We start from the raw sequence: 18,201 nt of genomic DNA on the forward strand, positions 1-18,201 counted from the left end.
CCAACCACCAGTTGGCAGTTGTCTATAGCACAGGTTGTTGTTTCGATGTCATGACGCGTTGCGTTATTGAGAATATAACACGCCGCGTCATGAATGTCAAGAGCTATGTAGATTGATCTTACGCCAGGGCAATGCTGATTGATAGGTACTAGATTGACTCAAGCACAGCGACCATGCGGTCGATCTCAGTGCGTGTGTTGTAATGGGCCAAACCAACCCGTACCATACCACCTTGCTCAAGCAAGCCTAAGCGTTCGACTGCTCGTAGCGCATAATAATGACCATCCCAAACGCAAATGCCTTCGTTACCAAGGGTTTTGGCAATCGCTTGGGGCATAACTCCAGCCTTGCGGAATGCCACAGTTGGTACACGCAAATGGCCGCGTTCAGGCTCCAAAATGCCATACAACTGCACCCCGTTGAGCGTTTGTAATGCTTGAATCAGATATTGACCAAGGCCTTGTTCAGCTTCGGCAATCGCATGCATCGCGGCCAACAAGACTGCACGTTGACCAACTGTCTCGCCAAGTTGTTGATCGTAGCGCTCCATATAGCCCACGCCTAAGCCACCGAGATATTCCAAGGCTCCGTTGATACCCGCTTGGCCCTCAAAATTTTGGGTGCCAGTTTCCCAGCGGCTAGGCAAGGTTTCGGGGGCAGGCCGCACTTTATAGGCAAACAGCCGCTCAAGATGTTCGCGTTTGGCCCAGAGCACTCCAACATGCGGCCCAAAAAATTTATAGGCCGAACATGCCACAAAATCGGCATCAAGCGCTTTGACATCGCATGGAATGTGGGGCACGCTCTGAACTGCATCAATAAAACACAACGCTCCCACGGCATGGGCTTGTTTGACAATTGTTTGAACATCATTAATCGTGCCAAAGGCATTTGAGGCCCAACCAACCGCAACGAATTTAGTGCGCGGCGAAAGATAACGCTCAAAATCGCTCATCAACAAGGTGCAATCATCGGGATTAATATCCACAAAGTGTACAGTAACCCCACGTTCCTCAGCGGCCAAGAGCCATGGCGTAACGTTGGCATCGTGGTCAAGCATGGTCAGAATAATTTCATCGCCAGCTTGCCATTCACGGGATAGCGAACGGCTAAGCGCAAAGGTCAATGAAGTCATGTTGGCTCCCAGCACAATTTCATCTGGCTCGCCGCCAAGCAAGGCCGCCAAACCTGCATGACATTCATCAATGACAGCATCGGTGCGCTGGCTCGTGATAAAAGCACCATGGGTATTGGCAACCGAACGCCGCAAATAATCGGTCATCTGGCCAATCACCTGTTGTGGTACTTGGGTTCCGCCAGGGTTATCAAAAAAAACTAAGGGTTTCCCCGCGTGAGTCTGGGTTAACGCTGGAAAGTGACTGCGAAATGGCGCTAAATCGACCGTCATGGTAACTCCTTGGCAACTATGCTAGGTCGCTTGCAAGCGGGCTAGCCAGTAAAACAAGCTTTATCATACAAGATCTAGCTAAGGACGATTTTAGGAGCATTCTGTTGGGATGTAAAAATGGGTTAATCCCGCAACCCAAGCGCTAAAAAGCCTAATCTGGACTTGCCAAAAGCCCTAACTATCGGTATACTCAGACTTGGGTTCTCATTTTAGATTAATCCTAAGGAGGAGGTATGCTCCCACGTTCGACCGTGCGGCGCAGCATGGCGTTAATCATTGTAATGATGCTTTTAACGCTCATTGCTGTCCGACCTCAAGCTTCTAACGCTGCCGACCCACCAACCTACTATCCTGAAACCGGTCACTACCTTGGTGGTGGTTTCCGTGATTATTGGAAGGCTAACGGCGGCTTGCAAATTTTTGGCTACCCAATTACTGAAGAATATCGCAACGCACAGGGTAAAACCATCCAATGGTTTGAACGTGCGCGCTTTGAGTTAGCCAGCAATGGCTCGATTGAGTTGGGGCTTTTGGGGCGCGAAGCAACCGTTAATCGGGTGTTTCCACAAATTCCACCTCAAGCCAACGATGCCAACCATCGCTACTTCCCCGAAACCAGCCATATGGTTATGTGGGGTTTCAAAACCATTTGGGAAACCAAGGGTGGTTTAGGTGTATTTGGCTACCCGATTAGCGAAGAGATGGATGAAATTCTCGCTTCGGATAATAAATGGCATACTGTTCAATATTTCGAGCGTGCTCGCTTTGAATTTTGGCCCGACTACCCAGCTGGACAACGGGTTGTTGTCAGCGATTTAGGTCGGCGCTTAGCTCCTCGCGAGTTGACAACACCATTACCACCAGGCAGCCCGCCAGGAAGTGCCCCTCCAGGTGCACCTGGTTTGCCACCGAACAAAGATGCAATTGTTACACCAAGTTCTGGACCAGAAGGCACAACTTTTAGTTTCAATGGTTTTGGCTTTGTTGCAGGTGAAGAAGTGGTTTTGTGGTTGACCTCACCTGATGGGACGGTCTATCCGGCCAACTCCACAACCTATGCTGATATTGATGGTTCATTAACCTCATCGGATATTTACGTCACGATCAACCAGGGGGTTGGGGTTTGGGCTATTACTGCCCAAGGTCGGCTCAGCGGACATGCCAGCATTGGGTATTTTGAAGTTACGCGAGCACCTGAGCAGCCACTTCCCTCCGATTATAACGCACGGGTTGACCCTCGCGAGGGTCGACAGGATACGATTTACAACTTCTATGCAGGAGGGTTTGTTCCAGGCGAAGTAGTTGCGGTTGGTGTACTCAACGAATATGACGAACTCGTAACCGAAGTTCTTGGCGTTTATGCTGATGGTAATGGATCGATTGATTATGCCAATATTCGTTTTATGCCAAATAATTCCTTCGATCCCGGCATTTATCAAATCTATTCAGTAAGCGAAAGTGGGCGTGAGGCATATGCCTTCTTGCGCATGCGCAGCAATAGTGTAACCAGCGTATCAACCTTGAGTATGCGTCAATCAGCAACTCCAAGCGGTTCCTTGAATCGTGGCGACGGGGCAGCAAGCGAAGGTAATCTCGATTTCTTCCAGAAATAGTTAACGAACCTCGCTTGATGATTAATAGGGATGCGCGATTGCGCATCCCTTTTTTGTCGCTTCAGCCCGCAGGATGCTATAATGCTGCTACGGTTCGACCGTACAAATGCAGGGGCTTTTGAATCGAAAGGATCAATCAATGGCTCATCGGGTTACCTTGATTCGTGGTGACGGAACAGGACCAGAACTTGCCGAAGCTACACGCCGGGTCTTAGAAGCTACAGGCGTGGCTTTTGATTGGGATATTCAGGATGCTGGGGTCGATGTGATGGAGCAATTAGGGACTCCATTGCCCGATTCTGTGCTCGAATCAATTCGTTCAACCAAAGTGGCGTTAAAAGCGCCAATTACCACCCCCGTTGGCACAGGTTTTCGCTCAGTCAATGTGGCGATTCGTAAAGAACTCGACCTCTATGCCTGTGTTCGGCCATGTCGTTCCTACCCTGGCGTGCGCTCACGCTTTGAAAACATCGATCTTGTAGTTGTGCGCGAAAACACCGAAGATCTCTACGCGGGGATCGAGTTTGAGCGTGGCACTGATGAAGTGGCCGAATTGCGCAACTGGCTGCTGCAAAAACGCCCAAATGCCTTGATCAAAGAGCCAGGTGGTATCTCGATTAAGCCCATGTCGGTGCCTGGCTCAGAGCGAATTGTGCGCTTTGCCTTTGAATATGCCCGCGCCAACAAACGCAAAAAAGTCACAGCAGTTCACAAAGCCAATATTATGAAGTTCAGCGATGGGCTGTTCTTAGAGGTTGCCCGTGAAGTTGCTAAAGATTATCCCGATATCGAGTTCGATGATCGGATTGTCGATAATATGTGTATGCAGTTGGTGCAAAAACCAGAGCTCTATGATGTGATGGTATTGCCCAATTTGTATGGCGATATTTTGAGCGATTTGTGCGCTGGCATGGTTGGGGGCCTTGGGGTTGCCCCAGGCGGCAACATCGGCGAACATGGCGCAGTTTTTGAAGCGACCCACGGCTCAGCTCCAAAATACAAAAATCTCAACAAAGTCAACCCAACCGCCTTGATCCTCTCAGGCGAGTTGATGTTGCGCCACTTGGGCGAAATCGAAGCCGCTGATCGGCTCAATGCAGCGGTTGCAACGGTGATTGCTGAAGGTAAGGATGTAACCTACGACCTGAAGGATGATCGTAACGACCCAAGCGCGGTTGGGACTGCCGAAATGGCCGATGCCATTATTGCTAAATTGCAAGCCTAATTGGGCTATCACTGGCGATCAGGTTAGGCTGATCGCCAGCTATCCCCATATTTAGAGACTATACCCAAGAATTAATTCAGCTTCATGGTACACTTCATCTCAGCCGACTGTACGCGAAATGGTAGGTAGATGTGCCGTGGTATGATCCACTGTTTGGCATTCTAGAACGTATATGACACAATCAACATGGCCAGCAACATCAGAATTACCTGCTATCCCCAAGGTACGGATCTTGGGCGAAATCGGACGGGGCTTACATAGCACTGTCTATCGTTGTGTGCGCGATGGCCAAACCTATGCCTTGAAAATTCCCCGCCTGAATGGCAACCAATCGCCAACTATGGCAGCGGCGGCATTTCGGCGCGAAGCCAGTGCCTTGGCATTGGTACGCCACCCCAGTTTGCCCGAGGTAATCGAGGTTGATCACTACAACGAGATGCCCTATATCATTATGGAGTTGGTTCAAGGCCAAACGTTGCTTGATTTGGTGGCACTTGGGCCGTTGCCTGAAAGTTTAGTCATTCGGCTGATCAAAGATTTAGCCAGTGCCTTGGCCGCAGTCCATCGCCAAGGCATCACGCACCGCGATATTCAGCCCCGCAATATGTTGATGCAGCCCTCAGGCAACATTAAATTAATCGATTTTGGCTTTGCTAGCCACAATAGCCTTGACCCTGAGCAAACTCATGTGTTGGGCACGCTGCGCTATAGTTCGCCCGAACAAACTGGCTATCTCAAACGCAACGTCGATGCCCGCTCCGATCTGTATGCTTTTGGCGCAGTCTTGTTTGAATGTTTGGTTGGCGTACCACCTTTCAATGCTTCAAATATTACCGATTTGATCCGCCAACATGCCGTCGTCTTAGCACCCGATGTACGTTCGATGGCTCCCCATGTCTCACCTGCGCTGGCCGAAATCGTCGCTCGCCTGCTAGCCAAAGATCCTGACGATCGCTATCAAACAGCCGAGGGCTTGCTCTCGGATATTAATCAAATTGATAGCTTAAATCTCATGTTGGCTGCTGGTCGCCCAATTCGCCTTGGAGCCGATGACCTCTGGACAGGGGCGCTCTACGATAATGATTTGATTGGGCGTGATGCCGAGTTGGCAATCTTACGTCAAGGCTGGAATAGTGCTCGCCAAGGCCATGGCAGCGTCATCGCCATCAAAGGCGCGATGGGTTTAGGCAAAAGCCAATTAGGCCGCGAAATGTTGCATCGAGCACGGTCGCTTGGTGGTTTGACCTTTGGCTCAACCTGCGTCAAAGATTCAGCCCTACCCTACAGTGCCTTGCGCAGCCCGTTTGAGCAATATGTGCATTATTTGGAATTGATGCCCGAAAGCCAGCGCCGCCATGCCGAGGAGCAACTACGCCAATTTGTGCAAGGCTACCAAGAGCTGATGTTGCGCACATTTCCATGTTTGCAACCAATTTTGCCCCACACCAAACAACCTGAATTGGCGACCGATTACGAGCGTTTTAATACGATCTTGGCCGATTTGCTACTTTGGATGACCCGTGTGCATCCTGCGGCTGTCTGGTTTATTGACGATCTGCAAGCGATTGATGATGCCAGTTTTAATGTTGTGCGCCGAATTATCGGACGGATTCAGCAAGTGCCCTTGTGTTTGATTATTTCTTTAAATGATAGTCTCGATAGCCAAATGGTCTATGAGCGACTCACGCTCAATCAGCCCATTCCCATCCAAGAGATTTTGCTGCAACCCCTAACCGATCAAGCTGCTACCCAATTTATTACCAGCTATTTAGGTGGCTATAACGTCGATCAGCAAATTATCAACGAGATCGTCGCTCGCAGTGTTGGCAGTCCGTTTGCCTTGCGCGAATATATCCAAACCCTGTTGGATACTGGGATGTTGCGCTTGGTTAACACTTGCTGGATGATCGACGATCAAAGTTTGACCAAATTGGCGTTGCCCTCGCATGTGGTGCGCTTGGTGCTGAGCCGAATCGATGAGCTAAGCCCCAAAGTGCGGGCAATTCTCGAATTAGCAGCAGTGCTGGGCTTTCAATTTCGCCGCAATAGCTTAATTGAGCTATGGCAAGGTGAGCCAAGCGAAGTCTACGAGGCCTTAACGATTGGCGGACGCAGCCATTTAATCGAGCGCAGCGCATCGGGCCATTATCATTTTGCTCACCAAAATATCTATCAAGTTTTTCTCGAAGGCATTACGCCTGAGCAACAGCAACAATTACATGCCCAAATTGCCAAAAATCTTGATCACGAGCAGCTTGAGCCAGAAGCAATGTATCAATTGGCCTATCACTATGCCCGAGCGAAAAGCAGCGACCCAACATTTTTGGCTCGTGGCTTTACGATTTTGAGCAATGCAGGGCAGGTGGCGCTAGAGAATTATGCCTACGATGAAGCTTATCATTTTTTCGAGCAGGCCTACCAGATTGCCCAAGGCCAATCATTAGCATTTCAGCCGCAACAACATGCCCAATTTGCCCAACTCTGCCTGCGTTTAGGCCAAAATCAAACTGCCTTGGTGCATTTGCAAGCAGCGCTCGAACAAACCAGCGAACCAGATCATCAGGCGCGGTTGCTCACGGCCATTGCCCATATTCACGCTTGGCAACAACAACCACGCGACATTTGGCGCTACTTTGATCAAGCATTTGAGGCATTAAACGAACCAGCCTTAGAACGTTCATTGCTTGGCTTGATCAGTGATATAGGGCGCTCACTTGGCCGCTTGCTCAAAAGTAGTGTGCCATGGTTACAACCAAGCTCGCCCCAACAGCAGCAACGCATCATCATTTTGCTGGAAATCTATGATACGGTGGGAATGTATGCCTACCTGAATAGCCAAATGTTGTTGTTGGTCAGCCTCTTTTTACGCTCGTTGGTTTGGGCACGCCGTGGGCGCACCCGTCCGGCTCGCGTGCGAGCGTTGAGCAACTATGCCAGTATGTGGGCAATGGTTGGTCAGCGCCATTTAGCCAAACGGGCCTTGAATAAAGCTAAAACCATCGCCACTACTCCGACCGCTGATCGTATGTTGCAGGCGCGGGTGGCCTTGTACGAAGGCTTTATTAGCCATATCATTGGCGATGAAGTGCAGGCTGAACGATTACTACGCACAACATTACGTCAACATACAACCACAATCGATTCGCTGGCTTATGGCCATGCCACAGCTGATAGTGTGCTCTTGCTCTTTTTACGCGGCCATGTACTGGAAGCATGGCAATTGGTGCAAGAAACCTTTGAGCGCTTCGAGCAACATAATCATCGCAATGAACAAACCTGGTTTTTAGAATTATGGGCTGCGCCGCTGCTGATTACGCTTGGTTCGACTGCTGAAGCCCAACGCTACCCTGTACCCGACATCAAAGAGCGCCAACAATGGCTCTTGGCTTGGAAAAATCTAGCCGATGCCTCGCAGATGATCGTTAACCTTGAGCAGGGAGATCCAGGCCAGCAAAACGATCAATTATTGCGCCATTTTAATCAGCAACATCGCAATAATCCGCGTTTTATGCCGTTTCATTCGCGCTATATGTACATTTTGCAGGGCTATATCCGCATCGCCCAATTTTTACAGCAGCGCAAACGGGTAACTGCTCGCCGCTTACGGATTGCCGCACGCCAAGCCTTGTTGGTTGCGACAACGCCGATTTTACGCGGCCATGCTTTAGTTATTTTTGCGGCGGCACACGGCTTTGATGGGCGTTTTGCGCAAGCCCTAGAGTTGTTGGGGCAGGCCGAACAGTTAGCTCACTTGCATGATGCTCCTTGGATTTTATATGAAGCCCATCGGATTCGGGCGCATCTGTTTGGCATGCAGCAGCAAATGGCCGCCGCCAAACGCGAAGCCAGTCGCGCCTACACGATCGCCTTTGATCATCAATGGGTTTTGCGTATGCGCAATATCGCCGTGGCCTTTCAGCTGGACGACCCAGAGCGGCTCAATTCGACTACCAGCATTATCAGCGATGATGCGCTACGCCCCGATGATAGCCGCATGCAACGCTTATTGGATGCCTTGCTTTCGGTCAGTTTGGCATGGGCCCAAAGCTACGATCTCGATGAGCAAGCTCAAACTGCGCTCGATTCAGTAATTCGGATTTTAGGAGCAGAACGGGCATTTCTATTCCTGCTCGAAAACGATGATTTACATCTTCGCGCGGCACGTGATGCCTCAAGCAATCCAGTTACCGAGACCTTGCAAGGCTATAGCCGCACAGTGCTAGAGCGAGTTCGCATCACCCAAAAACCTGTGATTGTAACTGGAGCCGATGATGCATTAATTACCAGTAGCGAAAGTGTCACTGCTCACAACCTGCGCAGCGTTCTGGCCGCGCCCTTGATGCTTGATGGGCGATTTTTAGGCGTGGTTTACCTTGATAATCGCTTGGCATGGGGCTTTTTCTCCAGGGAAGATGAAGTTATTCTGCGGGCGATCACCACCCATATTGCCCTTGGCTTAGAAAAATCACGCACTACTCAGCTCGAAATTCACATCAATGCTGAACGTGAACAACGCCGTTTGGCCGAACGGCTGCGCCTACTCTCAACCGTGTTGAATGCTACGCTCGATTTAGTCGATGTGCTCAAATATGTGCTAATTCAGCTTAACTCATTGTTACCCTACTATGGAGCGTGCATCGCCCTACGTGAGGAAAATGAGCTTAAATTTGAGCAAGTTGAAAGCCCCAGCCCAACCTTATGGGTGCGCGGCACCAAAATCTCAATCGACGATGATCCGCTATTCAAGCAACTAGCGACGCTGCGCCAACCATTAATTATCAACGATATCACCCAAGATCCACGCTTCAAAGGCTATGGTGAGCATCCAGCACGTTCATGGCTGGGGCTGCCCTTGTTGGTGCGCGGCGAAATTGTAGGCTTTTTGGCGATCGATCGCGATGAACCCCATGCAATCTCTGAGCATGAGGCCGAATTGGGCATGGTGTTTGCCTCACAGGCAGCGATTGCAATTGCCAATGCCCAATTATTTGGTCAAGTGCAACGCCTCGCGATCACCGATTCACTGACCCAAGTCAGCAATCGTCGCCATTTCTTCGAGTTGGCCGAACGCCAATGGATCTTGACCTGTAGTAGCGACCATCCACTTTCAGCGATGATGCTTGATGTTGATCATTTCAAGCGGGTCAACGATAGCTACGGCCATTCGGTTGGCGATTTGGTATTACGCACGGTTGCCGATATTTGTCGTGCCAATTTACGACCTTCAGATCTGCTTGGGCGCTATGGGGGTGAAGAATTTGCGATTTTGCTGCCCGATACTGATGTTTCGGCAGCCCTGATCATTGCTGAACGCTTACGGATCGCGATCGCCAACCACCCGATTCAGCATGAGCAAGCCAGTATCAACCTGACGGTCAGCATTGGAGTGACGGGTTTAAGCAAAGATGATAACTCGGTTGTCAGCCTGCTTGATCGAGCTGATCGCGGCTTGTACATTGCCAAAGAAACTGGACGTGATCGGGTTACGATGGCCTAGGGCAGTATGCTACAATAGCCCAAGTTTGGTGCATTTGGAGGGTCTGATATGGTGCGTGATATGCTGCACAACTTGCGGCGCGTGCGCTTAGTTGAAGTCCAGTTGCTAATAACCGTGTTGCTGCTGTTTGCCGCTGGCTACATGATGGTGTTTGCTACCGGCCAACGCCGTTTGGAAGCTGATGTTGGCTCGTTGCAATCGTTATTCAGCGTGCTCTGGCCATCGTCGCTGCCGCTTTTGCTCTATCTGGTGGTGAGCGCTGGGCTTTCGTATCGCAACCCCAATGCCGACCAAATTTTGCTGCCCCTGGTGGCGGTGCTTTCTGGTTTGGGCCTACTGTTTACGGCACGGGTTGCGCCAACCCTTGATAAAGACATTTACGGCGATGTTGCATCGAAACAATCGGCCTTCGTGACGGTTGGGGTCATTTTGCTGGTGCTAATGGTGTTTGTCGATTGGGATCGTTGGATCTTTATTCGGCTCTTTCGCACTGGTATGATGGAATGGCTCAAAAACCATCGCTGGACATGGATGTTGCTTGGGGTTGGCTTGATGATTTTAACCTTCATCATCGGGGTTGACCCTAATAATAGCGGAGTTAAAGTTTGGTTTCGCCTGCCTGGTGGCTTTCTATTCCAGCCCGCTGAATTGCTTAAAATTATCTTGGTAGTCTTTTTAGCCTCATATTTGATCGAGCATCGTGAAGTGGTTAATCATGGCTACCGCTTAGGTCGCATCACCCTACCACCCTTGCCCTATCTTGTGCCAATGGGTGGGATTTGGGCGTTGTGTATGGCCTTGATCGTCAAGCAAAGCGACTTGGGTGCAGCTTTGTTGCTATTTGGCATCTTCATTGCGATGTTATATGTTGCTACGGGCAATGGTTGGTATGTTGGAGCCAGTTTCGGGGCATTCGGCATTGGCTCGTATGTAATGTACCAATACATTGGCAAAGTTCAAGAGCGGGTGGCGATTTGGCTTGATCCTTGGTCAGATGCAGCAAACTTAGGCTATCAGATTGTGCAATCGCAATATGCGCTCTCTGCAGGCGGAGTGAGTGGCAGTGGGCTTGGTTTGGGCGCACCTCACTATGTTCCTGCGGTGCACACCGACTTTGCCTATACCGGAATCGCCGAAGAATTGGGCTTGATGGGCACAATTGGAATTTTGATTGTGTATGTGCTGATGATTTATCGTGGCTATCACATTGCGCTCTCAATCCCAGGACGCTTTCGCGGCTTTGAGCAATTGTTGGCAGTGGGCTTAACCACAATTTTGGCAGTCCAAGCCTTAATCATCATCGGTGGCAATTTACGGGTTATTCCATTAACTGGGATTACCTTGCCATTTATCTCATATGGTGGTTCATCGGTCGTTATGAACTTTGTGATTGTTGGCTTGCTGTTGCGCATTTCGACCACAACTCAGAAGCAAACCTAAGCGAGGCCAACCATGAATTGGTTTGTTATTGGCATCGGCGCAGCAATTGCGATCTGTCTGCTAACAATTATTGGCTTTTTTGGGGGCTATCGCTGGTGGCAACAGGTTCGTCCAGTTTGGCAATTGGGGTTAATGCTGTTGATTCCCAGTTTGCTGCTTGGCCTAACCCTGTTGTTGGTCTGGTTTCTGCCATGGCCAATCGAAGAACTTGGTAGTTTGGCGATTGGGGTAACCTTGGGCAGTGGAATCCTCTTAATGACAACCTCCTATTTGGCAATGCAGATCTGGTGGGCCTTCCAACCTGATGAGCCTGCTACTTCAACCGATTCTGATGAACAAACTTGATACAAACAATGACGCGCAGGCTTCAACCAAGTTTGCGCGTTCATTAGGTTGGACCTTGGTGATTAAACTGCTGATCTCATTGCATGTTGGGGTTGGCGATTTTTTGTTGCCGTTGTATGTACAAGCGCTGGGTGGCTCGCCCCAAGTGATTGGCAATTTGGTGGGTTTGGGAGCAGCTTTTGGCGTATTTGCGCGGCTCAGCCTGAGTTGGCTCGCTGATCGTGGGATCATCGGGATTTTGCTGCGTTTGAGTTTGGCGGCCTTAGCAAGTGGCTTTGCAATTTGGAGCTTTGCTGATAGTAGTGCCTGGTTAATGCCTGGTCAAGCATTACTCGCGATCGGGCGAGCAGGCTCAACTCTCTGTTTAAGCCTGCTGATTGCCCAATTAACCAGTCATGGTCAACGTGGCTCAGGCTATGGGCGGCTAACCATGGCCAGTTCGTTGGCAACAATTGTCGGGGCGATCATCGCGGGAATTGGTTTTATTGGCTGGGATGCAGAAACCCGCCAGCAACTACAACAACTCACATGGTTGCAAGCTAGCCTCGACTATTTACCCAATCCAATTCCCCGTGTCGAGCTATTTCATGGCATTTACATAGTGTTTAGCAGTAGCGTGGTTGTAGCAGGAATCTTCAGTCTCCGTTCATGGCCTCATGCAATTCCAGCAAAACGCGGTACAATACAAGCAATATGGCACAGTGTGTTACGTCAGCCAGCAATCCGCAGTCTGTTGCTTGTGCAAAGTTGCATCAGTGCGGGCTATAGTGCCTCGATTCCAATGACCGTGCCGTTATTGACTGATCGTTTTGGGGCAAGTGTGGCGGCGGTCGCTGTGGCCTATATTGTGCCAGGCATTATTTATGCGCTGTTTCCGGCACGCCTTGGGCGCGTTGCTGATCGCATTGGCTATCGACGGGCTGCCAAGCTTGGGCTTGGCGTAAGTATGTTAGTTTACCTAGCAATACCTATCAGCCCACAACTTGCAATCACCGCAATATTTTGGGCTTGTGAAGCGCTGGCATGGAGTTTTTATGTACCAGCTTTGGAAGCCTTACTTGCGGAAAGTGTGATACCACAACAACGCGGCACAGCCTTGGCGATCTATGGAGCGTCAGGCGCATTGACCGCAACTGTGGCAGCACCCTTGGGCGCACGCTTGTATAGCCATTGGATCGCCGCACCCTTTTTATTCTCGGCCCTTTGCCTAGGTATGGCAGCCATGTTTGCTGCCCGTACCCCACCAACTAATGCCGATTATGCTACCATTAAATCTCACAATTGAGGAACCCACCCTGCCCGACTTGACTCCGTTTCCGCAAACTGGCCTCGTTCATTGGACGAGCAAGTTAGGCGTTGAGCTAGCGATTCGCCATATTACGCCTGATGATGCTAAATTGTTGGTCGAATTGTATGGCCGTTTATCGCCGCGCACGCTTGAGCTGCGCTTCGCCACGATTATGATCAACATTCCAATCGAGCGGGTGATCGAAGAATCTGCTCGGTTAGCCACGCTCAATCACGACCACGCCGATGCCTTGATTGCCTTGCTCAACGAAGATGGCCAAGAGCACATTGTAGCGGTCGCACGCTTAGCAGGCGCTGATCATATTCAGGCTGAATTTGCGCTTTTAGTCCGCGACGATTTTCAAGGCCATGGCGTGGGCACGTATATGCTTGATTTGTTGTTTCAAGTGGCCTTAGTGCGCGGTCTACGCTACCTCAAAGCTTCGGTGCTCGCAGAAAATGCGGCCATGCTGCGCTTGATTCGGCGCTCAGGCTTCCCCTACCATATGCACACCTCACACGGCGAAAGCGATGTGACAATCTATCTCGACCCAACGATTAGCGAAGGCGAGATTAATCACCACTGAATCAAGTAGATTGTTAATTATTTTGTTGGGCGAAGCCCGTATAATCTGAATGTTTGACTGAAATCTGCTGTCCCCTGCCGCTGGCACGTGGGCTAGGAGTAGTGCGTTGAATGAGTTTGATTCAGTAGTTGAGGCAATTGAGGCCGGCTGGGAACTCGACGATATTTTGCAGTTGATCGTCACGAATGGTCAAGTATTGCTTGATCTACAGCACGGTTATATTGTGTTATACGAGGCTGAGCAGCTGTGGCTCAAGGCCAATACGAGCAATTTACCCACCCGCGTTTTAGCCCCCACCAGCGCCGAAGCACGAGTTGTAGCAATGGGTCGGGCAGTGGCTTTGGAGCCAATTCAAGCCCTGCCACTTTGGCGCACGCTTGAATTTGCGCTCAAACCTGATGCCCGAGGCTGGCTCAGTGCACCCATTCGCTTAAATGGCCATACAGTGGGCGCGTTAGCCGCATTTGCCGAACCCAGCGACAATGAGCCACTGCGCGAAGCTCTGCGCTTTATGACGGTTTTAGCCGATTTAGCGGCATTGGCATTAGAACGCGGGCAATTTTGGTTACGCCATCAACGCCGTTCACAGTTTATCGCCTTATTGCGCACCATTTCGGGCATCATTCAGCAACAATCATTGGGCGATTTGGCGCATACCATCGCCCACCAACTTTGCGAGATTGGCAATGCCGATTTGGCGTTGATGTATATTCCCAGCCCTGAAACCGAAGAATTTGTGACCCTTGGCCTGAGCGATACACCCTTGGCCTTACAAATTCGCGAACTTGGGCTTGATCATATTCCGTTGGCCAGCAATGCCTTGTTGCATGAATGCTACCAAACTGGCCAAGCCCAACGCCTCGCCTTAACCAACGAACAATGGCCCGAATTGGCTCAACTTGGCGTGCAACAACTCTTGATTGTGCCAATTCACGATACCCACGAGCGGCTCGGCGTAATTGTGTTGGCCAGTTTGCAAGATACCCGTTTCGATGATGATGCACTGAATTTTCTCAATTTTATTGGAGTACGGCTGGGCTATGCCCTAAAAAATGAGAATTTGCTCGAAGAAGTTGTGCAAGCTGAACGCCGCCGCATCAATGAAGACGAACGCAGCAACTTTATTGCATCGGTAGCCCATGATCTCAAAAATGCCCTAACCACGGTGATTGGTACAACCCAACTGGGCATGCGCAAGCTCCGGCGTGGCGACCAAAGCTATAACGAGAAGGCCTTCAACACAATTGCCACTAAATCGCAACAAGCGTTACAACTGATCGAAGATATGGTTGATGTCAGTCGCTTGGAGCAAGGCACATTTCGTTTATTTATCCAAAGCATTGATCTGGTGCAACTGGTTGCCGATGAGGCCGAAGCCGCCCGAGGCTTATCGCAACGCCATACCATTCAATTTAGCAGTAGCCTTGAACATTACGAATTAGCCGCCGATCAACAACGCTTACGCCAAGTGCTGGCCAATTTATTGATCAACGCAATTCGTTATTCGCCCGATGGCGGCACAATTTCAGTGCGTATAATGGATGCTGATCACGCGCCAGCGCCGAGCAACGCCAGCATTAGCAGCGAAAGCGAGCTTGATCAAGCAATTGTAATCAGCGTGAGCGATCAAGGAATTGGCATTCCTGAGCATGAATTACCCTATATTTTCGAGCGCTTTTATCGCGGCCAAGGCTCGACGGTTGCTAGTGGTTCAGGTTTGGGGTTGTATATTAGTGCCGCGATTATGGCCCAACATGGTGGCAAAATGTGGGTTGAATCAAAACTCAACCATGGCACAACCTTTTATTGTTCGTTACCAGCGGCGCGGGTAATGTAATCAATGCTCCTACAATCTCAATCTAAAATTCGACTGGGCGAATCATTCCAAGACCACGAGGCCGATTAACCTAGACAAACCAAAAGCCAAACCTGATTCTTGGGGCATTAAGCTCAGCTACTTCAATCATCTACCCTTGGTTTCCACAACAATATCGATACAGACAAACAATCTTTCAATCATTAACATCCCACAGAGCAAGCATTTGCTCTGTGGGAGTAGGTTCTTTAAAGAATGGGTTTCTTGATTATAAAGAAATGATTTAGATGGCCTTGATTACCATATGTCCCCGCACCTGCTGTCCTTGGATGATAGATTTAGACTGAGCTGGGGATGACCAACTCTGGCCGATTACCTGGCTTTGTTGACCTTGAACGACTATCGAGCTGTATCGTTCGGTTGGCAGATTCACCAATAGATCAATCGTTCCATCTTGGTCGAAGTTGCTACTGAAAATACCTGCAATTGCTTTGGTTTGCCCATTCGCCAAGTTCAACCACAGCGAAAGTCGTTCGCCAGGTTTATAGCCTTTGCCGCGCAAACGCAGTTGGGCTTGCAGCGTTTGATGTTCTACCGTGAGCAGCGTGTTGCGTGGCTGGGCGAGATTCAGAAACAGGGGATTGGCCCAATCCTTGCCATCATCGCGCACGATTCGAATGCTGATCATACCGCTGGTTTCATGTTGGGCAAAAACTAAACGCAACCGTTGCGTATCCTGTGGGCTAATCGGGGCGAAGGCAATCTGCACCTTGCCCGTTGTTTGATCATGGCTGCGAATCCAATCATCTTCACGGGTTGGCTGCGCCTCGCGTAATTGCAGCAACACCGGATCATAGGTCAGTAGTGCGTCACTTGCCCCAAGACCTTGGCCATAATTGGTGGCATAGACATCAATCACAAGCTGATTGCTGGCAGTATCAACGACCTGTTGTCGCCAACGAATATCTGTCTCTCCCGTGTTTATCTTGCTGATTGCAGTTGCGGTTGCGGTTGGTGGCTCTAGGCACGGTGTGGCAATCATGGCAGTTGCACTGGTTTGGGCAATTAATTGATTGGTGCCGCTGATGACTTGAAATAGTTTGCCAATCACCGTATAACTACCAGCAACTGCAGCGGTACCGCCATTAATCGTGATGTTTTTGGTTTCGTTGGCTGCGAGCATGCCCGTAAAGACCGGGCTATCACTACTCGGCGCACCACCATTAACCGCCACTGCATGGGTGATTTGGTAGTCGCCAGCCAGTGCAACCTGTGCTGTCAGCGTAAAATCATCAATAGGGCCGCCAACGGGATAGCAGGCCGCCAGTCCAGTATACTGAACACTCGGTGAACTTTGGCTGTGGGCGGAGATTAATCCGCCCACCAGTAAATACAACATTCCCACTGCACCCAAACACAATCCAATCGTTCGTTTCATCATCAATCCTTTGCTGGCTCAACGCCGATTTATTGCATGACCAATGGCGCAGCAATCCGATGATGCTGGAACCGCAGACGACGCATCGTTGCTGGCGCTTGCACTCGATCGCCTTGCCGTGCCCGCACCATGACCAGCGGATAGACCCACGCTGGTAGCTCGGTTTCATAGCTCCAGGTCGTGCCAGTAACATTCGCCACTTGCCACGTTGCACCAGCATCAAGGCTTACATCCAACGCCGTGGCATTCGTCAATGTGCCACTCATGCTGAAATGCGGTGTCGTGATCGTGCTACATGGCACGATCTGATCATCAATCGTCGCACTAGGCGCAGCACTGCTGTTGATCAAATAGGTTAATCCGCGCAGATCATCAGCGATCAGCACATCAAGGCCACCATCACGATTGAGATCGCCAACGGCCAAAGTTTCAGGTCGATAGCTGGTACTGTAGGGGAGATCGTAGGTTTCGTAGGCCGCCAGCGTCCCATCAACTCGACCACGATAGATCGTCAAGGCTAACCAGCCACTGTTCAGTGCGAGTATATCATTAAATCCATCATGATTAATATCGGCAATCGCTAAAGCTTCCGGTAAATGCCATGCTGGTAACAACTGTGGTGTGGTCGTGATACGACCATCGCTTTGTTGGGCAAAAATATTAATCGCTGCATTGGGGATATTGCCCCCAGCGCTGACCACGAGATCGGCACGTCCATCGTTGGTAACATCGCCAATCGCCACGGCATGGGCTGCAAAGCCTTGATCATCAACCGGTCGATAGTCAGTAGCAAGCAAGCTTCCCCGATAGAGTGAAAACAAATCGAGGTGTTGAGTAATACCACCTGTCCCGCGTAAAGCCGCGAGATCAAGCTGGCCATCATAATTAAGATCACCAAGTGCCAAATCACTCATGCTGCGATTGGCAAACGGCAAACTCAGGCTTGCCTGCATAGGGTTGTTATTTGGTTGTGACCAAATTTGTATCGTGCCGGGCGTTGCAAACGCCAAATCATCACGGCAATCGCTGGTAAGATCGGCGGCGTGCAACGCTTCTGGCTCAGTGCTGATCGTATAGTGTTGGGTCAGTTGCAAGGTTTGGCTAAGCGTGCCGCGCCACAGGCCAAGCTGCTTGGTTGCCGGTTGCAACGCCGCCAAATCAGCCAAGCGATCATTGTTGATTTGGCCAATCGCCAGGCTGCTTGGCTGGCTCGTGAGCGTCGTGGTTTGGACAATTGTCAGGCCGTTGTTCCAGCCCAAGCGCAACAGGTGATTGCCAGCACTAGCACTGGCCAAGGGTTGATCAATTGCGGCAGCACTGGCAGCATCGCCCAAGCCAAGGCTAGCGACTGGCTGCAAAATACCGCTATTGCTGCTAGGTCGGGCTGGCCGTTGGTTTGGGTGAGCCAAATAGGCGGCGGGCATAACCCCCGCTGCACTTTTTGGGTGCAGCGGGCCACGGGCTGGTTGTTGGGCAGTTGTACTTGCGACTGTCACGATGATTAATGTGAGCAGTGTCATTATTTTTATTGGTTTCATGTGGATA

Annotated in this window: 11 protein-coding genes; 8 read left to right on the forward strand and 3 right to left on the reverse strand. The window is 50.3% G+C overall.

What is annotated here, in order from left to right; all coding sequences use genetic code 11:
• Positions 1 to 148 precede the first annotated feature (148 nt).
• On the reverse strand, positions 149 to 1,408 hold the full coding sequence (locus ABEB26_RS13860) for a cysteine desulfurase-like protein (RefSeq protein ID WP_345722622.1): 1,260 nt from the start codon (positions 1,406 to 1,408) through the stop codon (positions 149 to 151).
• A gap of 233 nt (positions 1,409 to 1,641) precedes the next feature.
• Here ABEB26_RS13860 and ABEB26_RS13865 point away from each other — a divergent pair, with 233 nt between their 5' ends.
• The 8 genes from ABEB26_RS13865 (at position 1,642) to ABEB26_RS13900 (ending at position 15,239) form a co-directional block, all read left to right on the forward strand.
• Entirely contained in the window at positions 1,642 to 3,021 is a 1,380-nt protein-coding gene (locus tag ABEB26_RS13865) for a hypothetical protein (protein ID WP_345722623.1), read from the forward strand.
• Positions 3,022 to 3,160: 139 nt separating this feature from the next.
• Complete coding sequence (locus ABEB26_RS13870) at positions 3,161 to 4,246, forward strand: isocitrate/isopropylmalate dehydrogenase family protein (RefSeq protein ID WP_345722624.1); 1,086 nt, start codon at positions 3,161 to 3,163, stop codon at positions 4,244 to 4,246.
• A 172-nt stretch (positions 4,247 to 4,418) separates the two neighbouring features.
• Positions 4,419 to 9,743 carry a diguanylate cyclase gene (locus ABEB26_RS13875; protein WP_345722625.1) on the forward strand — a complete coding sequence of 1,775 codons (5,325 nt, stop codon included), beginning with the start codon at positions 4,419 to 4,421 and terminating at the stop codon, positions 9,741 to 9,743.
• Positions 9,744 to 9,791: 48 nt separating this feature from the next.
• A complete protein-coding gene (locus ABEB26_RS13880; protein ID WP_345722626.1) occupies positions 9,792 to 11,183 on the forward strand; it encodes an FtsW/RodA/SpoVE family cell cycle protein in 1,392 nt (463 codons plus the stop codon).
• Between the two features lie 12 nt (positions 11,184 to 11,195).
• Positions 11,196 to 11,528 (forward strand): hypothetical protein, encoded by a 333-nt coding sequence (locus ABEB26_RS13885; protein ID WP_345722627.1) that lies wholly within the window; start codon positions 11,196 to 11,198, stop codon positions 11,526 to 11,528.
• Positions 11,515 to 12,813, forward strand: coding sequence for an MFS transporter (locus tag ABEB26_RS13890; protein WP_345722628.1), 1,299 nt, complete (start codon positions 11,515 to 11,517; stop codon positions 12,811 to 12,813). The genes ABEB26_RS13885 and ABEB26_RS13890 overlap by 14 nt, the downstream gene beginning before the upstream one ends.
• The gene (locus ABEB26_RS13895) at positions 12,788 to 13,402 is read left to right on the forward strand and encodes a GNAT family N-acetyltransferase (protein WP_345722629.1); all 615 of its coding nucleotides are present in this window, start codon (positions 12,788 to 12,790) and stop codon (positions 13,400 to 13,402) included. Before ABEB26_RS13890 ends, ABEB26_RS13895 begins: the two co-directional genes overlap by 26 nt.
• Positions 13,403 to 13,508: 106 nt before the next feature.
• The gene (locus ABEB26_RS13900; RefSeq protein ID WP_345722630.1) at positions 13,509 to 15,239 is read left to right on the forward strand and encodes a sensor histidine kinase; all 1,731 of its coding nucleotides are present in this window, start codon (positions 13,509 to 13,511) and stop codon (positions 15,237 to 15,239) included.
• Between the two features lie 262 nt (positions 15,240 to 15,501).
• Here the strand turns inward: ABEB26_RS13900 and ABEB26_RS13905 are convergent, their stop codons facing one another.
• Complete coding sequence (locus ABEB26_RS13905) at positions 15,502 to 16,659, reverse strand: hypothetical protein (protein ID WP_345722632.1); 1,158 nt, start codon at positions 16,657 to 16,659, stop codon at positions 15,502 to 15,504.
• Between the two features lie 26 nt (positions 16,660 to 16,685).
• Entirely contained in the window at positions 16,686 to 18,194 is a 1,509-nt protein-coding gene (locus ABEB26_RS13910; RefSeq protein WP_345722633.1) for an FG-GAP repeat domain-containing protein, read from the reverse strand.
• Positions 18,195 to 18,201 lie beyond the last annotated feature (7 nt).

Source organism: Herpetosiphon gulosus (assembly GCF_039545135.1).
Taxonomy (GTDB): domain Bacteria; phylum Chloroflexota; class Chloroflexia; order Chloroflexales; family Herpetosiphonaceae; genus Herpetosiphon; species Herpetosiphon gulosus.

Excerpts from the sequence above, each read along its gene's own strand:
- ABEB26_RS13860 (WP_345722622.1), bottom strand. The coding sequence starts at position 1,408 with ATGACGGTCGATTTAGCGCCATTTCGCAGTCACTTTCCAGCGTTAACC.
- ABEB26_RS13865 (WP_345722623.1), top strand. The coding sequence starts at position 1,642 with ATGCTCCCACGTTCGACCGTGCGGCGCAGCATGGCGTTAATCATTGTA.
- ABEB26_RS13870 (WP_345722624.1), top strand. The coding sequence starts at position 3,161 with ATGGCTCATCGGGTTACCTTGATTCGTGGTGACGGAACAGGACCAGAA.
- ABEB26_RS13875 (WP_345722625.1), top strand. The coding sequence starts at position 4,419 with ATGACACAATCAACATGGCCAGCAACATCAGAATTACCTGCTATCCCC.
- ABEB26_RS13880 (WP_345722626.1), top strand. The coding sequence starts at position 9,792 with ATGGTGCGTGATATGCTGCACAACTTGCGGCGCGTGCGCTTAGTTGAA.
- ABEB26_RS13885 (WP_345722627.1), top strand. The coding sequence starts at position 11,196 with ATGAATTGGTTTGTTATTGGCATCGGCGCAGCAATTGCGATCTGTCTG.
- ABEB26_RS13890 (WP_345722628.1), top strand. The coding sequence starts at position 11,515 with ATGAACAAACTTGATACAAACAATGACGCGCAGGCTTCAACCAAGTTT.
- ABEB26_RS13895 (WP_345722629.1), top strand. The coding sequence starts at position 12,788 with ATGCTACCATTAAATCTCACAATTGAGGAACCCACCCTGCCCGACTTG.
- ABEB26_RS13905 (WP_345722632.1), bottom strand. The coding sequence starts at position 16,659 with ATGATGAAACGAACGATTGGATTGTGTTTGGGTGCAGTGGGAATGTTG.
- ABEB26_RS13910 (WP_345722633.1), bottom strand. The coding sequence starts at position 18,194 with ATGAAACCAATAAAAATAATGACACTGCTCACATTAATCATCGTGACA.